This is a genomic window from Stenotrophomonas sp. AR029 (assembly GCF_047520695.2).
In the GTDB taxonomy this organism is placed as follows: Bacteria; Pseudomonadota; Gammaproteobacteria; order Xanthomonadales; family Xanthomonadaceae; genus Stenotrophomonas; species Stenotrophomonas sepilia.
Genome location: NZ_JAXBQQ020000009.1, coordinates 55,877 through 75,268, shown reverse-complemented (window position 1 = coordinate 75,268; position 19,392 = coordinate 55,877). Strand labels below are relative to the sequence as shown.

The following is a 19,392-nucleotide window of genomic DNA, read 5'->3' as shown; positions in this document are numbered from 1 at the left end:
GATGGCGCCATCCATGGCGCCATCGAGCCCCCATGGACGGGTTTACGGCGTGTCCTGCCAACCCACACCGCCCCGCCATCCAACGGAATGCCCGCTGTTGCTGTTGCTGTTGCTGTTGCTCGGCCTCTGCGGGTGCAGGGCTGCAAGCCCTGCCGAACACCCCTACTTTCGCGGCAGGTAGGTCACCAGGGAAAGGTCGTGCCGGCTCTCCGGCACCAGCGCCACGTACTGCAGGTCCAGCAATCCCCGCGTGGGATGGTTGAGCTTCTTCGCACCTTCATCGAACCGCCGCACGTCGTGCTCCGGCCACCACCGCCGGAACGCCTCGCTGTGCGCGGCGATGTCCTCCACCAGCGCCAGGAACGGCGCCTTGTCCGGCGCCTGCGCCATCGCCGCGCGGAAGCCGGCCAGCAGGCCGCGGGTCATTTCTTCCCAGTTGAGGATCAGCGTGCGGTACGGCGGGTACAGGAACATCAGCCGCAGCGTGTTGCGCTCATGCGGCGCCAGCTGGCTGTAGTCCACGAACAGATCGGCGATGGCCGGGTTCCAGGCCAGGATATCGAATCGGGTGTTGCGCACATAGGCCGGGATCGGCTGCATCGCTTCGACCAGCTGGCGCAGGCCGTCGGTCACGCTCTCGTCCGGCGATTCCAGCGGTACGCCATAGCCGGACAGCGCGAATGCATAGGCGCGTTCGTCGTCGCTCATGCGCAGCACCTTGGCCAGGCGCTCGAGCACTTCGGGCGAGGCGCGCACTTCACGGCCCTGCTCGATCCAGGTGTACCAGCTGACACTGACCCCGATGGCCAGCGCCACTTCCTCGCGCTTCAGGCCCGGGGTGCGCCGCCGCCCGGCCGGGAGGCCGAGCGTGGCGGGGTCGACACGGGCGCGGCAGGCCTTCAGGAAGCTACCGAGTTCCTTGCGTTCACTTTCGCTGCGCATCATCGCCCTCCGCTGCGGAAGGCGATGATATCCGCGCAGGCGCGTCGATCAGGCATCGGCGCGCTTGGAGCCCACGGCCAAACCGGCCTTCAGGCTGGCCTCGACGAACTCGTCCAGGTCGCCGTCCAGCACCTTCTGGGTATCCGAACGCTCGATGCCGGTACGCAGGTCCTTGATACGGCTCTGGTCCAGCACGTAGTTGCGGATCTGGCTGCCCCAGCCGATGTCGGACTTGGTGGCTTCCACCGCGTCCTTCTCGGCGTTGCGCTTCTGGATCTCCAGTTCATACAGCTTGGCGGCCAGCATCTTCATCGCGTTGTCGCGGTTCTGGTGCTGGCTGCGGCCGGTCTGGCACGCCACAACGATGTTGGTCGGGATGTGGGTGATACGCACCGCCGACTCGGTCTTGTTCACGTGCTGGCCACCGGCACCGGACGAGCGGTACACGTCGGTACGCAGGTCGGCCGGGTTGATGGTGATGTCGATGTTGTCATCGATTTCCGGCGACACGAACACCGAGGTGAAGCTGGTGTGGCGGCGGTTGTCCGAGTCGAACGGCGACTTGCGCACCAGGCGGTGCACGCCGGTCTCGGTCTTCAGCCAGCCATAGGCATAGTCGCCTTCCACGCGCAGCGTGGCCGACTTGATGCCGGCGACGTCGCCACCGGAGACTTCCATCAGCTCGGTCTTCCAGCCGCGCGATTCGCACCAGCGCAGGTACATGCGCAGCAGGATCTCGGCCCAGTCCTGGGCTTCGGTACCACCGGCACCGGCCTGGATGTCGACGAACGCCGCCGCATTGTCCATCTCGCCGGAGAACATGCGCTGGAACTCCAGCTTCTCCACGTGCGCCTGGTGCTTGTCGAGGTCGGCGACCACCGCCAGTGCGGTCTCCTCGTCCTGCTCGGACTCGGCCAGCTCCAGCAGTTCAGTGGCGTCGTTCAGGCCATCGAGCACCGAGGCGATCCCGCCCACGGTCTTTTCCAGGCTGGAACGCTCGCGGCCCAGGTTCTGGGCGTACTCGGCGTTGTTCCAGACGTCGGGGCTTTCCAGCTCCCGCGTTACTTCTTCAAGACGCTCTTTCTTGGCGTCGTAGTCAAAGATACCCCCGAAGCGACAGCACGCGATCGGTCAGATCGGTGATGCGCTGGCGGACAGGATTCAGTTCGATCATGTCGGCGGTTATGCATTCAAAAGATGACTGGTAATGATACCGCAGGCCGTGGGCGCCCGGAATGAGGGCCTGGGCCTGCGCCGGGGAGGCGCGAGCGTGATGCGTCGGCGCTGCATTCAGGCAGGCGGTACCCGCCTTGGCGCGGGGAGCCAGCCAGGCTGCAGCCGCCCCCACACAGGGCCTCCTTGCCCCAGAGCGGCGTCGACGAGGGTCTTCCTTGGCCCACCCTCGGACGGCCATTTGGGGCAGTTGACTATTTAACCTCGAACTCGCCCACCAGCACGGTCTCGGCACGGTCCTTCAGTCGCATCGTCACCATCTGATCCTTCTGCTTGGCCGTGCCCCAATGAGTGGTCAGACGCAGCATCAGTGTCGTCGCGCCGGTGACCAGTTGCTGGCGGCTGCCAAAGTAGTTCGCCTCCACCTTGTACTTGCCCGGCTTGGCGTTGCGCAGCGAGAACTGTTCGGGGCCATAGCCGCCGGTGAAGTCCTGCGACATCTGCCCGCCCTGGTAGGTCAGCCGGTTGCCGTAGTAGGCGCGCTCGCCGTTCGGGTCGGTTACCCACAGGTCCATGTCGCTGTTGTCGGCGTCCCACGACAGCACCACGCGCAGGTCCAGCGGCATCGCCTGCAACAGGCGCGGGTCGATGCCGGTGGTATCCAGCCGGGGCGTGCTGCCGGCCACCAGGTTGGTCAGCTCATCCAGCGCGATCAGGGCGATGCCATCGAAGCGGCTGTCCCACGGCCGCACCACCACCTGGTACAGCGGCGCCAGTGCCTGCTGTGGCTTGCCGGCCGCTGCCAGCGCCAGGCCCAGGTCGCGGAAGCTCTGCGGTTCTTCCTGGCCCATCGCCAGCACCTGCTCGAACACCGGCACCGCCAGTGCGGGAGCATCGGCCTGCATCAGTCGGTAACCGAGCACGCGCAGCAGGTGGCGGTTATCCAGATCCATTTCGGCCAGGTTCGACAGCACCCGCAGTGCCAGCTCGCGCTGGCCCTGCTCCAGCAGCAGGTCGGCCACATCGAGGAAGAAGGCGCTGCTGTCGGCGTGGGCATCGCGCTCGGCCAGATAGCGGTCATAGAGCTGCGACGGCGGGCCCTGGCGCAGGCGCCGGGCGATGGCCGAGTCCGGCTGCCAGGCCGCCAGCTGGATGCCGAGCTGGCCATCGTTGGCGGCCGCAGCGGCATCGACCGTGCCGCCGGTGACCACAATCGCATCCAGTGCATTCTCCGACGCGGGCGCCGGACGACGCGCGCGTGCGCTGGCGGCCTGCATACGCTGCTCGGCCGCTGCTGCCGTCGGTGCAGGGGCGGGCGGAGCAGCAGGTGCAGGGGCTGCCAGCATCGCCACGGGTGCGGATTCGGTTGCGTAGTCTGCGGATGCAACGTCCAGCGCCATTTCCTTGGCCTGCGGCGGCGCATCCTTCGGCCAGCTACGGCTCCACCACTGCTGGCGCTCCTTCCAGCGGGCGGCCACTTCATCCAGGCGCTGGCGATCCCCAGCGGCGCGATCCCTGACCTGCACTGCAAACCTGGCGTCGTACTCCGCGCGCAGCGTGCCCGAAGGACGGATCGCATAGCGCAGGTAGTCCTCCAACGTCTCCAGCACGATCAGCGAGGTATCCGGCCCCACCAGGCCAAACCGTTGTGACAGGCGCTGCATCGCCTCGCGGTTGCCACGACGGTCGGCGGCCAGCTGCTGCAGGCGCGCCTGCGCCCACAAACCGGCCAGCAGTTCACCGTCCTTGCTCTTCTGCGTCGCTGGCAGCGCTTCCCACTCGCCGTCGCCCACGCGCACCCGCATCGGCACACCGTCGGCTGCCAGTCGTGCGTGCAGCCACAGCCAGCCGTGGGCTTCACTGCGGCGATCGATCACTACATCCTGCACGCCGCGTCCCGCATCGACCTGCACATCCATCGGCGACGCCAGCAACGCGTGCGCCGCCGCATCGACATCCTTGCCCAGCGCGATGAAGCGACCGCCATGCGCCTCACTCCAACCACGCAGCCGCACGGCATCAGTGCGCGCACCGGCACTGCTGATCGCAAACAGGCGCTGATCGGGTGCCATCGCCGGTAGCTGTTCCGGGCCATAGGTCAGCAGGCCATCGCTGACCAGCAGGTATTCCTTCACGCCCGGCTGCGGCTGCCACTGTGCCAGCGCGCTGGCACCGTCCGGGCGCACGGCCTGCAGGGCAGCGCGCAGTTCACTCCAGTTGCCGGCGCGGATGCGGAAGCGACGCACCGGCTCGGCGCGATCGCGGAGCACGGTCAAGGCCACGGTGCCGTCGCGCAGCGCAGCGAAATAGCGATCCAGCAGGGCGAACTCACGTGTGTGATCGCGCTGGCCCGCCGAACCGGAGCCATCCCACAGCAGGCCGATTTCGCTCGGCAGTTTGCGCGGCGTGCTGCTGGCCGCCACCGGCAGCTGCGCCAGCAGATAGTGGCCATCCTGCCAGGGCGCCACCTGCACCTGTGCCTGGCGGGTCGCCGGCAGATCCCACTGCAGCTGCTTCGGCAGCTGCGCCCCTTTGCCCTGCCACTGCAGCTGGCCCGCGCTGATGCGGAATGGCGCCGTACCTGCGGTGGTCGTGCCAGGTGCCTGCAGTTTCAGTTCAACCGAGGCTGCACCGGCGGCAAACTGCAGCGGCAGCGTCCACTGCCAGCCTTGGCCGGCGAAGGCCAACGGCTCGCGGATCACCAGCTGCACGCGCCGGCTGCCGCCGGCCGGCAGCGGATAGATGCGCAGGCGGAACTGGTTGCCGGCGGTCTGTTCCAGCAGGCCCGGGTCAACGCCGCGGCGGGCAATCTCCTCGAACACCTGGCGGCCGCGGTCCTTCGGCACCGGCACCGCGTCACGCATCTCGCCGTTGATATCCAGCGCGAAGCCGCTGATCTGCTGGCCATCGGCCAGGGGGAACTGCAGCTCGCCCTCCAGCACGCGCCGGTTCGGGTTGTGGAATTCCAGGATGATCCGGGTCTGGGCGATGCCCGCCTGGACCCCGCCCTCGATGCGGGCGTGTCGCAGTTGGACCGCCTGCTCAGCCGCCGGTGCGATCAGCAGCGGCGTGGCGGCCTGCGGCCGGGAGATCGGCGGCGACTGCGCGCCAGCGGGCCAGGCCGCAAGGGCCAGCAACAACACAATGCAGCAACGGGCGAAGACCATGACCGGACTCCAGTGGGATCGTGGACCCTTGAACGCACCAGCAGCCGTAACGGGGTTGGGAGACCCAAAAAGGGGACGGAGGGAATTAAGTCGCTTATGCCCTGTTTGCCAGTTGCGACTTAATCCCCTCCGTCCCCTTTTTCTCAGGCGGGCAGGCAGTGCTCCACGATCAGCTGGATGGCGCTGCCGCCGCGATAGTCGTCGCAGGCCAGCCGGTAGGCGAGGTGCACGTGTCGGCCGGGCGCATTGCCGTGCCAGCCGCCGAAGTGGATCGCGTTGATCGTGCCAGGCACGCCCGGCAGGCGCAGTTCCAGCTTCAGGTGGCGCTCCTTCAGCACGCGCCAGTTGGCCACTTCGAAGTGGCCGTCGAACAGGGGTTCGGGGAAGCCCTGGCCCCATGGGCCGGCCAACCGCAGCGCATCGGCGTGGCGATGATCGAGCTCGTCCGCGGCCAGTTCGCCGTCGCTGAGCACCTGCTGCTGCAGTGCCGCCGGGTCGAGCATTTCCAGCACCACGGCGACGAAGGCGGCCTTGAAGTCATCAACGTGGTCAAGCCGCAGGCTGAGGCCGGCCGCCATGGCGTGACCGCCGAAGCGGTCGATCAGGCCCGGATGGCGCGCATCGACCAGCGCCAGGGCGTCACGGATGTGCAGGCCGGGAATCGAGCGCGCCGAGCCACGCAGCGTGTCGGCGCCCGGTTCGGCCGGAGCGAAGGCAATTACCGGGCGATGCAGGCGATCCTTCATCTTCGAAGCGACCAGGCCGACCACACCGGGATGCCAGTCGGCATCAAACAGGCAGGCGGCTACCGGCCGTTGCCCGGCCATGTCCAGCACCACGCGGGTCAGGGCCTGCTCGGCATCGTCGGTCATCGACTGCTGCACCGCGCGGCGTTCTGCGTTGATCTGCTCCAGCGTCTGCGCGATCTCGCGCGCCTGGCGCGGATCTTCGGTGAGCAGCAGCGCGATGCCCAGCGCCATGTCTTCCAGCCGGCCCGCCGCGTTCAGGCGCGGGCCGAGTGCGAAGCCGATGTCGGTGGCGGTCAGTCGCGCGGCATCCCGGCCACTGGCTTCGATCAGTGCACGCAGGCCGACACAGCCCTGCCCTGCGCGCAGACGGCGCAGGCCTGCGCTGACCAGCGCACGGTTGTTCGGGTCCAGCGCTACCAGGTCCGCAACGGTGCCCACCGCCACCAGATCCAGCAGCGTGGTCAGGTCCGGCCCCTTGCCATCTGCGAAGACGCCGGCCTCGCGCATATGCCGGCGCAGCGCCATCAGCACATAGAAGATCACACCAACACCGGCCAGCGATTTGCTGGGGAAGGCATCGCCATCCAGGTTGGGATCGACGATCACGTCGGCCGGCGGCAGCTGCGGCCCCGGCAGATGGTGGTCGGTGACCAGCACCTGCCAGCCGCGCGCCTTGGCCGCGGTGACACCGGCATGGCAGGCAATACCGTGGTCGACCGTGACCAGCAGGTCCGGCTGCAGCGCGGCCAACTCTTCCACCAGCGACGGTGACAGGCCATAGCCATGCACCATGCGGTTCGGCACCGCGTGGAAGACGTGTTGCGCGCCGAGCATGCGCAGGCCACGCACGCCGACCGCACAGGCGGTGGCGCCATCGCAATCGAAATCGCCGACCACCAGGATGCGCTTGTCGTTGGCGATGGCTTCGATCAGCAGGCCCACTGCATCATCGATACCGGTCAGCAGCTCGGGCGCGTGTAGGCTGCCCAGTTTCGGCAGCGCCAGCTCTGGCGTTCCCGCACCACGGCTGGCATAGAGTCTGGCCAGCAATGGCAGCGTGCCCTCTGGCCAGCTGCCGGGCACGACCGCATCGCGGCGGCGGATCAGCGGTGTATCAGAGGGCGGCTGCGCAGCATCGGCGGCAAGGGACATCGGCATCGCCGGTTACGAAAGACCCGCACATCATAACGTGCACCGCTCCCCCGGTCGGCTGCCGCTGCTGACGAGGCAACCTGGCTCTTCGGCCAGCAGCATTTGGATTTCACGACCGCATCTTCCATGCTTGCCTGCCCTGGAACGGACTTCCATCCATGACCCGCACCCTGCTGACCGCGCTGATGGCACTCACCGTGGCCCCGGCCGCCCACTCCGCGACGCCTGAGCCCAGGCCCGGGGTCGAATTCGAACACAACGACTGGTCGCTGGCCTGTGACAACACCCGCACCTGCCGCGCCGCCGGCTACAGTCCGGAAGAACCCGGCAACCTGCTCAGCCTGATGCTTGAGCGCGCCGGCGGCCCGGGTGCGAAGGTGATCGCGCGGCTGCGCAATGGCGAGGATGGCGAAAGCCCGACGCCGACCGGGGCACTGCGCCTGCGCCTGAACGGCAAGGACCTGGGCCCGGTGCGCGACACCGGCGACGGGGACAAAGTGTTGTTGCAGCAGGCACAGACCGATGCACTGGTCGCCGCACTGCCGCGCCAGGCACGCATCGAGATCATCGACGGCAAGGGCAAGGCCTGGCCGATCTCCGACCGCGGTGCAGCGGCCGTACTGCTGAAGATGGACGAGGCACAGGGCCGGCTGGGCACCCCCGGTGCGCTGGTGCGGCGTGGCGACAAGCCCGAAGCAAGCGTGCCTGCGGCGTTGCCGGTGCCAGTGATCGTGCGCGGCACGCTGGTGGCACCGCGCGCCTCGGACGCGGCACTGGCGAAAGCACCGGGCCTGCGCAAGGCACTGATCGCCAGCCTGCCCAAGCCGGATGAGTGCGGCCGCCTGAGCGATGGCGGGACAGATGAAATCGAGATCCAGCGACTGGACGCCCAACATGTGCTGGCAGGCACCAGCTGCTTCGTGGGTGCCTACAACTTCAGCAGCGGCTACTGGGTAGTGCAGGACAAGCCGCCGTACGAAGCACGCTTCGTCACCTCCGATGCAGAAGACTTCGATCGCGACGACGCTACGTTGAGCGGTCGCTTCCGTGGGCGCGGCGTCGGTGACTGCTTCTCCGGCCACGACTGGGCTTGGGATGGCGCGCGATTCGTGAAGAGCAGCGAGTTCACCACCGGGCAGTGCCGGGGCGTTGCGGGTGGGCACTGGACGCTGCCGACGGTGGTCAGCGAGGTCCGTTGAGGCGCCGCTACCTGCGGTAGTGCCGACCGCTGGCCGGCAACCCCGACAAACCCTGGGGGGTCAGAGCCGTTTTCCGATGGAAAACGGATCCGACCCCGGTCAGTCGTGCAGCTGGCGCGGCTTCTTCCAGAACTGCCAGCGCTGGCCACGGTCCAGCTGGAACTGCAGGCCGTCCTCGAAGTCCAGTACCAGCCGCTGCAGTTCGCCACGCTTGAGCGCGGCCAGCAGCGGCCGGATCGCATCATTGCCGAGCTGCTGCAAAGAGCGCAGCTGGCGCAGGTCGACCAGCGCATCCACCGCCTGCTCGCCATCCACGGCCACACCAGCCGCCAGGGCCAGGCCCTGCAGCAGCGCGTCCCGGCTGCGCACCTGCGCGTGCGGCGTGCTGACCGACACCGGCATCACGCCACCGCCCCAGAACCACAGCGAATTGATCGGCTGTTGTCCCTGTGCGGCACGCTGCTGGTTCCAGGAATGGTTGTGCAGCAGCACCTGCGCCTCGGTCATCAGCGCCCGCCAGCGACGACCGCCCTCGCCTTCGGGCAGATGCGAGAACAGGTCATCGCCGAGGACCTCGTCGGGGCTGTCGAAGTCCGGCAGCTCGCTGTCGATCGGCAGCCGCAGGTACCAGCGCGAGGGATCGGGTGCGTCGAGCACGAAGCCGGCATCGGCGAACAATGGCTGCAGCACCGGCAGCAACGCGAGGCTGTCGGCCAGCGTCGGCCGCAGTGTTTCGCCGTAGGCCATCATCCGCGCGCCGTGCATGTCCGGCACCATGCAGGCCGGATCGGCACGCAGCCAGCTGGCGCCGGCGGCATCGCCGACGTCGCGCTGGCGGGTCAACGCGGCCACCGGCCAGTGCGGCGCGGCAACCGAGAAATGGCGTGTCAGCTGCGCGCGCTCGCCCGGCACGACCTGCGCCGTCGTGGCACGGCCGAGCGCGCGTGCCACATCGTCCGGCAGCGCAGCCGCGGCAAAGCGGCTGCGTGCAGGCAACAGCAGGGTCGCCGTCGCCACGCGGTCAGTCCACGTAGCTGACGCTGACGATCTCGTACTCGCGCTGGCCGGCCGGGGCGTCGATCACGATCGAATCGCCTTCCAGCTTGCCGATCATCGCCCGCGCCACCGGCGAGGAAATCGCGATCAGGCCCAGCTTGATGTCCGCTTCCAGGTCACCGACGATCTGGTACTTCTTCTCTTCGTCGGTTTCCACGTCGGCCAGCGTCACGCTGGCGCCGAACACCACCTTGGAGCCGGCATTGAGCTTGCTCACGTCGATGATCTCGGCGTGCGACAGCTCGCCCTCCAGCTGCTTGATGCGGCCTTCGATGAAGCCCTGTTCCTCGCGCGCGGCGTGGTACTCGGCATTCTCCTTCAGGTCACCGTGCTCACGCGCTTCGGCAATGGCGGCGATGACCTTCGGGCGCTTGACCGACTTCAGGTGATCCAGTTCGTCGCGCAGCTTCTGCGCGCCCTTCATGGTGATGGGGGCTCTCATGCATTCAACTCCTTGTGCAGTTCCTGCAGCGACCAGACGGGGCCGGTGCCGCGGAATTCCAGTGAATCCACCAGCGCCTTGGCGCCGGCAATGGTGGTCGAGTAGGTGACGCGATGCTGCAGCGCCTCGCGGCGGATCGAGAACGAGTCGTTGATCGCCGAACGACCTTCGGTCGTGTTGACGATGTAGACGATCTCGCCGTTCTTGATCGAGTCGACGATGTGCGGACGGCCTTCGACCACCTTGTTGATGATCTCGCAGTCCATGCCGTGCTGCTGCAGCCACGCGGCGGTGCCACGGGTGGCGACCAGGCTGTAGCCACGCGCCAGCAGCGCCTTGGCCACCGGCAGCACGCGCTTCTTGTCCGGATCGCGGACCGAGACGAAGGCCTTGCCGACCGGCGGTGCCTTGATGCCGCCGGCTTCCTGCGCACGCGCGAAGGCGGCGTTGAAGCTGCGGCCCACGCCCATCACCTCACCGGTGGAGCGCATCTCCGGCCCGAGGATCGGGTCGACGCCCTGGAACTTGGCGAACGGGAAGATCGCTTCCTTCACCGAGTAGTAGTCCGGCACGATTTCCTTGGTCGCGCCCTGCTCGGCCAGCGTCTTGCCAGCCATGCAGCGGGCGGCGATCTTGGCCAGGGGCATGCCGGTGGCCTTGGACACGAACGGCACGGTGCGCGAGGCACGCGGGTTCACTTCCAGCAGGTAGATGGTGTCGGCACCTTCATCGCTGGTCTGGATCGCGAACTGGGTGTTCATCAGGCCGACCACGTTCAGGGCCTTGGCCAGTTCCACCACCTGGCGGCGCAGTTCGGCCTGGGTTTCAGCCGACAGCGAGTACGGCGGCAGCGAGCACGAGGAATCGCCCGAGTGCACGCCAGCTTCTTCGATGTGCTCCATCACGCCACCGATCAGGACGGTGCCATCCTTGTCGGCGATGATGTCGACGTCGCACTCGACAGCATTGTCGAGGAAGCGGTCCAGCAGCACCGGCGAATCGTTGGACACCTTCACAGCGTCGCGCACGTAACGGGCCAGGTCGGTTTCGCCGTAGACGATTTCCATGGCACGGCCGCCCAGCACGTAGCTCGGGCGCACCACCAGCGGGTAGCCGATCTCGCGGGCCAGCAGCAGGGCTTCCTGATCATTGCGGGCGATGCGGTTCGGCGGCTGCTTCAGGCCCAGCGTGTCCACCAGCTGCTGGAAGCGCTCGCGGTCTTCGGCCAGGTCGATCGAGTCCGGGCTGGTGCCGATCACCGGCACGCCGTTGGCTTCCAGCGCGCGCGCCAGCTTCAGCGGGGTCTGGCCGCCGTACTGCACGATCACGCCCTTCGGCTGTTCCAGTTCGACGATTTCCAGCACGTCTTCCAGGGTCAGCGGCTCGAAGTACAGGCGGTCGGAGGTGTCGTAGTCGGTCGACACGGTTTCCGGGTTGCAGTTGACCATGATGGTTTCATAGCCATCCTCGCGCAGCGCCAGTGCCGCGTGCACGCAGCAGTAGTCGAACTCGATGCCCTGGCCGATGCGGTTCGGGCCACCGCCCAGGATCATGATCTTGTCGCGGTTGCTCGGCGCGGCCTCGCACTCGTCCTCGTAGGTCGAGTACAGGTAGGCGGTACCGGTGGAGAATTCACCGGCACAGGAGTCCACGCGCTTGTAGACCGGGCGCACCTTGTGCGCACGACGCAGCGCGCGGATGGCGGCTTCGTTGGTGCCGGTCAGCTGCGCCAGGCGCGCGTCGGAGAAGCCGGCGCGCTTCAGCTTGCGCAGGCGTGCGGCATCCAGCGCATCGATGCCGCCGGCAGCGACTTCGGCTTCGGCCGCGATGATTTCCTCGATCTGGTCCAGGAACCAGTGATCGATGAACGACAGTGCGTAGATCTCTTCCACGCTCATGCCGGCGCGGAACGCATCGGCCACATAGAACAGGCGCTCCGGGCCCGGCGCCTTCAGCTCGCGACGCAGGGTCTGCAGGTCGTCTTCGTTGCCCAGGTCCAGGCCGGTCGGGTCGAAGCCGACCTTGCCGGTTTCCAGGCCACGCAGGGCCTTCTGCACCGACTCCTGGAAGGTGCGGCCCATCGCCATCACCTCGCCCACCGACTTCATCTGGGTGGTCAGGCGGGCATCGGCGGCCGGGAACTTCTCGAAGGCGAAGCGCGGGATCTTGGTGACGACGTAGTCGATGGACGGCTCGAACGAGGCCGGGGTCAGGCCGCCGGTGATTTCGTTCTTCAGTTCGTCCAGGGTGTAGCCCACGGCCAGCTTGGCGGCGACCTTGGCGATCGGGAAGCCGGTGGCCTTGGAAGCCAGCGCCGAGGAACGCGACACGCGCGGGTTCATCTCGATGACGACCACGCGGCCGGTCTTCGGGTTGATGCCGAACTGCACGTTCGAGCCACCGGTATCGACGCCAATCTTGCGCAGCACGGCGATGGAGGCATCGCGCAGGCGCTGGTATTCCTTGTCGGTCAGGGTCTGGGCCGGGGCCACGGTGATCGAGTCACCGGTGTGCACGCCCATCGGGTCCAGGTTTTCGATCGAGCAGACGATGATGCAGTTGTCCGCAGTGTCGCGGACCACTTCCATCTCGAATTCCTTCCAGCCCAGCACCGACTCTTCCACCAGCACTTCGGTGGTCGGCGACAGTTCCAGGCCGCGGCTGACGATCTCGACCAGCTCTTCGCGGTTGTAGGCAATGCCGCCACCGCTGCCGCCCAGGGTGAAGCTGGGGCGGATGATGGTCGGATAGCCGACGCGGGTCTGGATTTCCAGCGCTTCGTCCAGGGTGTGGGCGACGGCGGCAGTCGGGCACTCCAGGCCGATCTCACCCATGGCCACGCGGAACAGCTCGCGGTCTTCGGCCATGCGGATCGCTTCGCGCTTGGCGCCGATCAGTTCGACGTTGTACTTCTCCAGCACGCCGTGGTCGGCCAGGTCCAGCGCGCAGTTCAGCGCGGTCTGGCCACCCATGGTCGGCAGCAGCGCATCGGGCTTTTCCTTGGCGATGATCTTCTCGACCGTCTGCCAGTTGATCGGCTCGATGTAGACGGCGTCGGCCATCTCCGGGTCGGTCATGATCGTGGCCGGGTTGCTGTTGACCAGCACCACGCGGTAACCCTCGTCACGCAGGGCCTTGCAGGCCTGGGCACCGGAGTAGTCGAACTCGCAGGCCTGGCCGATGACGATCGGGCCAGCACCGATGATGAGGATGGTCTTGAGGTCAGTGCGCTTGGGCATTTTCTTCTCTAAGTCAGTACAGCGTGACAAGGGGGGTGATCGCACGCTGTCGATCAGGAATCTTGATCCGCAGCGCCGCGCCGGGGGCAGCAGCGATGCGGGGTTTACGGTCCATCGCGACGCCACCGGCAGGCCGGCGGCGTACTGATCACGCCTTGGCCTGCTCCATCAGCACCACGAAGCGGTCGAACAGCGGGCCGACGTCGTGCGGGCCCGGCGACGCTTCCGGATGGCCCTGGAACGAGAACGCCGGCACGTCGGTGCGGGCCACGCCCTGGTTGGTGCCGTCGAACAGCGAACGGTGGGTCACGCGCAGGGTCGGCGGCAGGGTTGCTTCATCGATCGCGAAACCGTGGTTCTGCGAGGTGATCATCACCCGGCCGCTGTCCAGGTCCTGCACCGGATGGTTGGCACCGTGGTGGCCGTGGCCCATCTTCATGGTCTGCGCGCCCGAGGCCAGGCCGAGCAGCTGGTGGCCCAGGCAGATGCCGAAGGTCGGGATCTTCACATCGATGAAGGTCTTGATCGCTTCGATGGCGTAGTCGCAGGGTTCCGGGTCACCCGGGCCGTTGGACAGGAACACGCCGTCCGGCTTCAGTGCCAGCACCTCGGCGGCCGGGGTCTGCGCCGGCACCACGGTCACTTCGCAGCCGCGCTCGGCCAGCATGCGCAGGATGTTGGTCTTCACGCCGAAGTCGTAGGCCACGACCTTGTACTTGGCCGGCACGCTGACGAAGGCGTTGGCATCCAGGTCCAGCTGGCCCTCGGTCCAGGTGTAGGTCTTCTCGGTAGTGACGACCTTGGCCAGATCCATGCCCTTCAGCCCCGGGAACTTGCGGGCGGCTTCCAGTGCCTTTTCCACGTCGATGTCGCCGGCCATCAGCGCACCGTTCTGCGCACCCTTCTCGCGCAGGATGCGGGTCAGCTTGCGGGTGTCGATGCCGGCGATGGCGACCACGCCACGCTGGATCAGCCAGTCCTGCAGCGACACCTGGCTGCGCCAGTTGCTGGGGCGGCGCGGAACGTCGCGCACGATCAGGCCGGCCGACCACACCTTGGACGCTTCGTCGTCCTGGTCGGTCATGCCGGTGTTGCCGATATGCGGATAGGTCAGCGTGACCATCTGCCGGGCGTAGGACGGGTCGGTCAACACTTCCTGATAGCCGGTCATGGCGGTGTTGAACACCACTTCACCGACGGACAGGCCGGGCGCGCCTACGGATTCGCCCTCGAATACGGTGCCGTCTTCGAGGACGAGGATTGCGGCTTGGGTCACGGGAATCTCACTTTGGCTACCGAGGGGGCTGCCGAAGTCACGCCTGCGCTTCACGGAAATCCGGTTGCAAAAAAGCGCGGACGTACGGTCTGGGACCGGTCCGGCTTTCGTGATTCGGCGAGTGCGAATTGTAGCGCTGCCGGGGCGCTCACGCCAGCGGTTATCGCGCATTGTGAACAGGCGATTGCGCATTCATTTCAATCCGGCGGCGTATGCGGGCCGGAGGCGGGGTCGGATCCATTCCCGAATGGGAAAGGCTCTGACCCCAGGCGCCCTCGGATGGGGTCAGAGCCCTCTCCGCTGGAAAGGGATCCAGCCCCAGGAATCAGCCCGCCTTACTGCAGCAGGTCCCGCACGCGGTAGCTGCCCGGGGCCCGGCCCTGCAGCTGGCGGGCGGCAAACAGGGCGCCGCGGGCGAAGATGTCGCGATTGGTGGCCCGGTGTACCAGCTCGATGCGCTCGCCCAGCCCGGTGAACTGCACCAGATGCTCGCCTACGATGTCGCCGGCGCGCAGGCTGGCGTAGTGCGGCTCCGCCCCGCCCCGCTGCGCGGCCGCGCCCAGGGTCAATGCAGTGCCCGATGGCGCGTCCTTCTTCTGGGTGTGGTGCGATTCGACGATGTCGCAGTCCCAGCCGGCCAGCGCCTGCGCCGCGCGCTCCACCAGTTCGTCCAGTACCGCCACGCCCAGGCTGAAGTTCGAGGCCCATACCAGCGGGATCTTCGCCGCCGCGGCGTCCAGCGCCTGGCGCTGTGTGCTGGAGATACCGGTGGTACCCGACACCAGCCCGGCACCCCGCTCCACGCACAGCGCCAGCATCGGGTCGAAACCCTCCGGCAGGCTGAAGTCGATCGCCACATCGAACACCGGCGCACCGGGCAGCTCACTGGCGCCGAAGAACGGCACGCCATCGACCACGCGCTGCGCCGGCGCACGGCCGGTCACTGCAGCCACGATCCGCAGGGTTTCGGGATGTTCGGCGGCCAGCCGCAGCAGGGCCTGGCCCATGCGCCCGGAGGCACCGTGAATGAGCAATCGCAGAGGAGTCTGGTTCATGCCTGCAGGCTAGCGGCAGCACGCCCGCTCCGGCAAGCGCCATCGCTGCGATGCTGCATGCCCCTGCGGTGACGGGTTTGCCACTGGACGCGGCAACGCTCCCCTTCAAGTCTGTGGCCCTTCCCTCAGCCCGGGCAAAACCCATGAAATCCTCGACCGTCTTCAGCAAATGCGCCAGGAAGACCGGTTATGCCGGGACGTCGACCACGCGCTACCGCTTGCTGGATGCCGCCCTGCTTGTCGTTAATCACCAGCGCGCCAGCGAAAGCCGGGGCTTCTATGTGAATGCTGGACTCTACTTTCCAGAGCTGCTCGCGTATCCCCTCGCGCCTGACGATCTTGAAACGGCTTTCCGGTACCGCTCCAGCATTCCCACGCCCCATGTCGACTGGCGGATCGAAGAAACGCCGGGCCTGCGCCGGACCTTCATCCAGCAGGATCTTGATGACCTGCTGGAGGCCGGCAACCGCGACGCGCTGAAGGCCCTGCTGCTCGATGCCCTGGCCGACGTGGCGGGTTTCGCAGCAGCCCATGGAAACCGCGAATCGGTGCGGCGATTGAATCAGGGCGGGAACTTCCGCGCGATCATCCGCAGAGAGGTCTGAACCCTGGAAAGCGTGCGGGTCGAAAGTTCGCGACCTCCGGACAGCCGCGGTCGAGCATGGCTGGACGCTACTTCTTGGTCGGCCCGCAGCTGTCGCACCCCCCACAGGCACCGCCACCCCCACTGGCCGGCGGCGCGATCTTCCGCCCCAGCGCCTGCAGCCAGGCCGCGCGACCCGGCTTCAGCAGGGCCAGCGCCAAGGCCCCGCGCAGCGTGCGCACGGTGCCCGGGAACTGCTTCTTCAGCACCACCCAGGCACTGACCAGCACGGCCACCGCGATGATCAGGTACTGGATCAGCAGCCCGGTATCCATCAGCCGCCTCCCAGCGCCTTGGTCACCTGGTAGGTGATCAGCGCGGCCACGTAAGCCGCGGCAAACAGGTAGAACGCGGCAAAGCCCATCTGCTTCCACGAATTGGTCTCACGCTTGATGGTGGCCAGCGTCGAGATGCACATCGGGGCGTAGATGTACCAGACCAGCAGCGACAGCGCGGTCGCCAGCGACCAGCCATCGCTGATCAGCGGGGTCAGCGCCTGGCTGGCGGCATCGTCATCGGCGGCCGACAGCGCATACACGGTGGCCAGCGAAGACACCGCCACCTCACGCGCGGCCAGGCCCGGAATCAGCGCGATGCAGATCTGCCAGTTGAAGCCCAGCGGTGCGAAGAACACCGCCATCGCATGGCCGATCCGGCCGGCGTAGCTGTAGTCGATGGCCGGCATCGTGGCATCGGCCGGGGCCGCCGGGAACGACAGCAACACCCACAGCAGGATGGTCAGCGCCAGGATGATGCCGCCGACGCGCTTTAGGAAGATCATGCCGCGCTCGTACAGGCCGACCGCCAGGTCACGCACATGTGGCAGGCGGTACGACGGCAGCTCCAGCATCAGCGGATGCTCGCTCTTGTCGCGGCGCCACTTCTTCATGATCCAGGACATCGCCAGCGCACTGAGGATGCCGGCGGCGTACAGGCCGAACAGGACCAGGCCCTGCTGGTTGAACACCCCCCACACCGTCTTCTGCGGAATGAACGCACCGATCAGCAGGGCGTACACCGGCAGGCGCGCCGAGCAGGTCATCAGCGGTGCGACCAGGATGGTGGCCAGGCGGTCACGCGGGTCCTGGATGCTGCGCGTGGACATGATGCCCGGCACCGCGCAGGCGAAGCTGGACAGCAGCGGGATGAACGAGCGGCCGGACAGGCCGGCGGCGGCCATCATGCGGTCGAGCAGGAACGCCGCACGTGGCAGGTAGCCGGATTCCTCCAACACCAGGATGAAGAAGAACAGGATCAGGATCTGGGGCAGGAACACCACCACGCCACCGACGCCGGCGATGATGCCATCGGTCAGCAGGCTGGCCAGCGGACCCTCTGGCAACACGCTGCCAACGAGAGCACCGAGCCAGGCGAAGCCAGCCTCGATGCCATCCATCAACGGCGTCGCCCAGGCGTACACCGCCTGGAAGATCAGGAACATCACCACTGCAAGGCTGATCAGCCCGAACACCGGGTGCAGCAGCCAGCGGTCCAGCGCGTCGTCGATCTTCGCGGTCCGCGCCGGCATCCGCACGGCGACCGACAGGATCTCGCGCACCTTGGCGTGGTAGTCGATGCCACCTTCCGGGGCCGGCACCGGTGCATCCAGATGCGGCACCATCGCATCAAGGCGTTCGACCAGGGCCTTGGCACCCTGCTTGCGCACCGCTACGGTCTCCACCACCGGTACGCCCAGCTCGCGCTCCAGCGCGGCCACGTCCACCTGGATGCCACGGCGCTGGGCCGCATCGACCATGTTCAGGGCGACCACCATCGGCTTGCCCAGCTCACGCAGCTCCAGCGCGAAGCGCAGGTGCAGGCGCAGGTTGGTGGCGTCGATCACGCACAGCAGCACGTCCGGCGCAGCTTCGCCCGGGTAGAAGCCCCGGCACAGGTCACGGGTGATCGCCTCATCCAGGCTGGCCGGATGCAGGCTGTAGGCACCCGGCAGGTCGAGCACGGCGAATTCGCGGCCGGACGGCGCGCGCAGGCGACCTTCCTTGCGCTCTACGGTGACGCCGGTGTAGTTGGCGACCTTCTGCCGGCTGCCGGTCAGCTGGTTGAACAGCGCGGTCTTGCCGCTGTTGGGGTTCCCGACCAGCGCGATGCGCAGCGGTGAGGCGGAGACAGTGGCGGTCATGCACGTCGTTCCTGGCTGGCAGCGTCGACCACGACGCGCTTGGCTTCACTGATCCGCAGCGCGAACCGGGTGAACCCGACCTGCACCAGCAGCGGCTCGCCCCCCACCGGGCCCTTGGCCACCAAGCGTACTTCCTCGCCATTCACGAAACCCAGCTCGCGCAGGCGACGGGCAATGGCATCGTTGGCATGCAGGTCCTGCACGGACTCGACCACGGCCGAGGTGTGCAGCGGCAGTTCGGACAGCGTCATCTAGCGTGTTCTCTGCTGGATGTAAATGGTTCTCGATTCTAACATTCCCGCGTCGCGTCATGGCCCATGACCAATGGCCCGCTATGATCCATACAGGTATGGAGTGACCCTGGAATCCCATGAACGATGCTTTGCAGATCGAGCGCCGTGGCGCTGTCCTCACCCTCTGGCTGAACCGGCCGGAGCTGCACAACGCCTTTGACGCCAGCCTGATCGCCCGGCTGACTGCCGCACTGGAAGCCGCCGGCGGCGATGATTCGGTCCGGGCCGTGGTGGTCGCCGGTCACGGCGCTTCCTTCTCGGCCGGTGCCGACATGCAGTGGATGCGCGGCATGGCCGCCGCCAGCGAGGCCGACAACCGCGAGGACTCGCTGGCCCTGGCGCGGCTGATGCGCACCCTGGACGAGCTGCCCAAGCCGACCCTGGCCCGGGTCCATGGCGCCGCCTTCGGGGGCGGCGTCGGCCTGGTCGCCTGCTGCGACATCGCCATCGCCAGCACCTCGGCCCGCTTCGGCCTGACCGAAAGCCGCCTCGGCCTGCTGCCGGCGGTGATCTCGCCCTACGTGATCGAGGCCATCGGCCCGCGCCAGGCGCGGCGCTGGTTCGCCACCGGCGAGCACTTCGATGCCGACACCGCGCTGCGCATCGGCCTGGTCCACCAGCTGGTCGAGCCCGAACGCCTGGACGAAGCCCTGGAACGCCAGCTGGCCCTGCTCGACAAGGCCGGCCCGATCGCCTCGTCCACCGCCAAGCAGCTGGTGCGGCAGGTCCGCGACAGCCATGACCGCGACGCGCTGGATCGGGATAATGCCGCCCTGATCGCGCGCCTGCGGGTGTCCGCCGAGGGCCAGGAGGGCCTGGGCGCCTTCCTCGACAAGCGCGCCCCCCACTGGGTCACGGAAGCCTGA

16 protein-coding genes are annotated in these 19,392 nt (G+C 67.4%); 3 read left to right on the top strand and 13 right to left on the bottom strand.

Features of this window, described 5'->3' with window-relative positions; all coding sequences use genetic code 11:
* Positions 1-162: 162 nt before the first annotated feature.
* The 5 genes from ACM0PB_RS19565 to recJ all read right to left on the bottom strand — a co-directional run bounded on the left by ACM0PB_RS19565 (position 163) and on the right by recJ (position 7,183).
* Complete coding sequence (locus ACM0PB_RS19565; protein WP_065177619.1) at positions 163-945, bottom strand: helix-turn-helix transcriptional regulator; 783 nt, start codon at positions 943-945, stop codon at positions 163-165.
* Between the two features lie 45 nt (positions 946-990).
* Positions 991-2,116, bottom strand: a protein-coding gene (gene prfB / locus ACM0PB_RS19560) for a peptide chain release factor 2 (RefSeq protein ID WP_111008336.1) whose coding sequence is annotated in 2 segments (ribosomal slippage) — positions 991-2,040 and positions 2,042-2,116 — 1,125 coding nt in all. Because the reading frame shifts where the segments join, the coding sequence is not laid out codon by codon here.
* Complete coding sequence (locus ACM0PB_RS19555; protein WP_065177618.1) at positions 2,039-2,290, bottom strand: hypothetical protein; 252 nt, start codon at positions 2,288-2,290, stop codon at positions 2,039-2,041. The genes prfB and ACM0PB_RS19555 overlap by 78 nt, the downstream gene beginning before the upstream one ends.
* A 79-nt stretch (positions 2,291-2,369) precedes the next feature.
* On the bottom strand, positions 2,370-5,282 hold the full coding sequence (locus ACM0PB_RS19550) for a DUF2135 domain-containing protein (RefSeq protein ID WP_414604792.1): 2,913 nt from the start codon (positions 5,280-5,282) through the stop codon (positions 2,370-2,372).
* 143 nt (positions 5,283-5,425) lie between these two features.
* Positions 5,426-7,183 carry a single-stranded-DNA-specific exonuclease RecJ gene (recJ, locus tag ACM0PB_RS19545; RefSeq protein ID WP_065185237.1) on the bottom strand — a complete coding sequence of 586 codons (1,758 nt, stop codon included), beginning with the start codon at positions 7,181-7,183 and terminating at the stop codon, positions 5,426-5,428.
* A gap of 158 nt (positions 7,184-7,341) precedes the next feature.
* Between recJ and ACM0PB_RS19540 the strand changes: the two genes are divergently transcribed.
* On the top strand, positions 7,342-8,382 hold the full coding sequence (locus tag ACM0PB_RS19540; protein ID WP_065184936.1) for a DUF1176 domain-containing protein: 1,041 nt from the start codon (positions 7,342-7,344) through the stop codon (positions 8,380-8,382).
* A 99-nt stretch (positions 8,383-8,481) separates the two neighbouring features.
* On the opposite strand, the gene ACM0PB_RS19535 is transcribed toward ACM0PB_RS19540, so the two are convergent.
* From ACM0PB_RS19535 to dapB, 5 genes are all read right to left on the bottom strand, one after another.
* Positions 8,482-9,399: a phosphoglycerate mutase gene (locus ACM0PB_RS19535; RefSeq protein WP_414604793.1), complete on the bottom strand. Its 918-nt coding sequence runs from the start codon at positions 9,397-9,399 to the stop codon at positions 8,482-8,484.
* Between the two features lie 4 nt (positions 9,400-9,403).
* Positions 9,404-9,868: a transcription elongation factor GreA gene (gene greA / locus ACM0PB_RS19530; RefSeq protein ID WP_026347191.1), complete on the bottom strand. Its 465-nt coding sequence runs from the start codon at positions 9,866-9,868 to the stop codon at positions 9,404-9,406.
* A gap of 8 nt (positions 9,869-9,876) precedes the next feature.
* The gene (carB, locus tag ACM0PB_RS19525) at positions 9,877-13,119 is read right to left on the bottom strand and encodes a carbamoyl-phosphate synthase large subunit (RefSeq protein WP_414604794.1); all 3,243 of its coding nucleotides are present in this window, start codon (positions 13,117-13,119) and stop codon (positions 9,877-9,879) included.
* A gap of 148 nt (positions 13,120-13,267) precedes the next feature.
* Positions 13,268-14,395 (bottom strand): glutamine-hydrolyzing carbamoyl-phosphate synthase small subunit, encoded by a 1,128-nt coding sequence (gene carA / locus ACM0PB_RS19520; protein WP_005416375.1) that lies wholly within the window; start codon positions 14,393-14,395, stop codon positions 13,268-13,270.
* A 335-nt stretch (positions 14,396-14,730) separates the two neighbouring features.
* Entirely contained in the window at positions 14,731-15,450 is a 720-nt protein-coding gene (gene dapB / locus ACM0PB_RS19515; RefSeq protein WP_081275721.1) for a 4-hydroxy-tetrahydrodipicolinate reductase, read from the bottom strand.
* Positions 15,451-15,593: 143 nt separating this feature from the next.
* On the opposite strand from dapB, the gene ACM0PB_RS19510 reads away from it, so the two are divergent.
* A complete protein-coding gene (locus ACM0PB_RS19510; RefSeq protein ID WP_065177640.1) occupies positions 15,594-16,055 on the top strand; it encodes a DUF4304 domain-containing protein in 462 nt (153 codons plus the stop codon).
* Positions 16,056-16,122: 67 nt separating this feature from the next.
* Here the strand turns inward: ACM0PB_RS19510 and ACM0PB_RS19505 are convergent, their stop codons facing one another.
* From ACM0PB_RS19505 to ACM0PB_RS19495, 3 genes are read right to left on the bottom strand one after another with little or no spacing between them, the layout of a single operon-like run.
* The gene (locus tag ACM0PB_RS19505) at positions 16,123-16,368 is read right to left on the bottom strand and encodes a DUF6587 family protein (protein ID WP_065177612.1); all 246 of its coding nucleotides are present in this window, start codon (positions 16,366-16,368) and stop codon (positions 16,123-16,125) included.
* A complete protein-coding gene (gene feoB, locus ACM0PB_RS19500; RefSeq protein ID WP_164230309.1) occupies positions 16,368-18,233 on the bottom strand; it encodes a ferrous iron transporter B in 1,866 nt (621 codons plus the stop codon). Before feoB ends, ACM0PB_RS19505 begins: the two co-directional genes overlap by 1 nt.
* Complete coding sequence (locus ACM0PB_RS19495) at positions 18,230-18,484, bottom strand: FeoA family protein (protein WP_005416370.1); 255 nt, start codon at positions 18,482-18,484, stop codon at positions 18,230-18,232. Before ACM0PB_RS19495 ends, feoB begins: the two co-directional genes overlap by 4 nt.
* A 119-nt stretch (positions 18,485-18,603) precedes the next feature.
* Here ACM0PB_RS19495 and ACM0PB_RS19490 point away from each other — a divergent pair, with 119 nt between their 5' ends.
* Positions 18,604-19,392 carry an enoyl-CoA hydratase/isomerase family protein gene (locus ACM0PB_RS19490; protein ID WP_005416369.1) on the top strand — a complete coding sequence of 263 codons (789 nt, stop codon included), beginning with the start codon at positions 18,604-18,606 and terminating at the stop codon, positions 19,390-19,392.

Coding starts and splice junctions, on each gene's coding strand:
- ACM0PB_RS19565 (WP_065177619.1), bottom strand. CDS start 945: ATGATGCGCAGCGAAAGTGAACGCAAGGAACTCGGTAGCTTCCTGAAG.
- ACM0PB_RS19550 (WP_414604792.1), bottom strand. CDS start 5,282: ATGGTCTTCGCCCGTTGCTGCATTGTGTTGTTGCTGGCCCTTGCGGCC.
- recJ (WP_065185237.1), bottom strand. CDS start 7,183: ATGTCCCTTGCCGCCGATGCTGCGCAGCCGCCCTCTGATACACCGCTG.
- ACM0PB_RS19540 (WP_065184936.1), top strand. CDS start 7,342: ATGACCCGCACCCTGCTGACCGCGCTGATGGCACTCACCGTGGCCCCG.
- carB (WP_414604794.1), bottom strand. CDS start 13,119: ATGCCCAAGCGCACTGACCTCAAGACCATCCTCATCATCGGTGCTGGC.
- dapB (WP_081275721.1), bottom strand. CDS start 15,450: ATGAACCAGACTCCTCTGCGATTGCTCATTCACGGTGCCTCCGGGCGC.
- ACM0PB_RS19510 (WP_065177640.1), top strand. CDS start 15,594: ATGAAATCCTCGACCGTCTTCAGCAAATGCGCCAGGAAGACCGGTTAT.
- ACM0PB_RS19505 (WP_065177612.1), bottom strand. CDS start 16,368: ATGGATACCGGGCTGCTGATCCAGTACCTGATCATCGCGGTGGCCGTG.
- feoB (WP_164230309.1), bottom strand. CDS start 18,233: ATGACCGCCACTGTCTCCGCCTCACCGCTGCGCATCGCGCTGGTCGGG.
- ACM0PB_RS19495 (WP_005416370.1), bottom strand. CDS start 18,484: ATGACGCTGTCCGAACTGCCGCTGCACACCTCGGCCGTGGTCGAGTCC.
- ACM0PB_RS19490 (WP_005416369.1), top strand. CDS start 18,604: ATGAACGATGCTTTGCAGATCGAGCGCCGTGGCGCTGTCCTCACCCTC.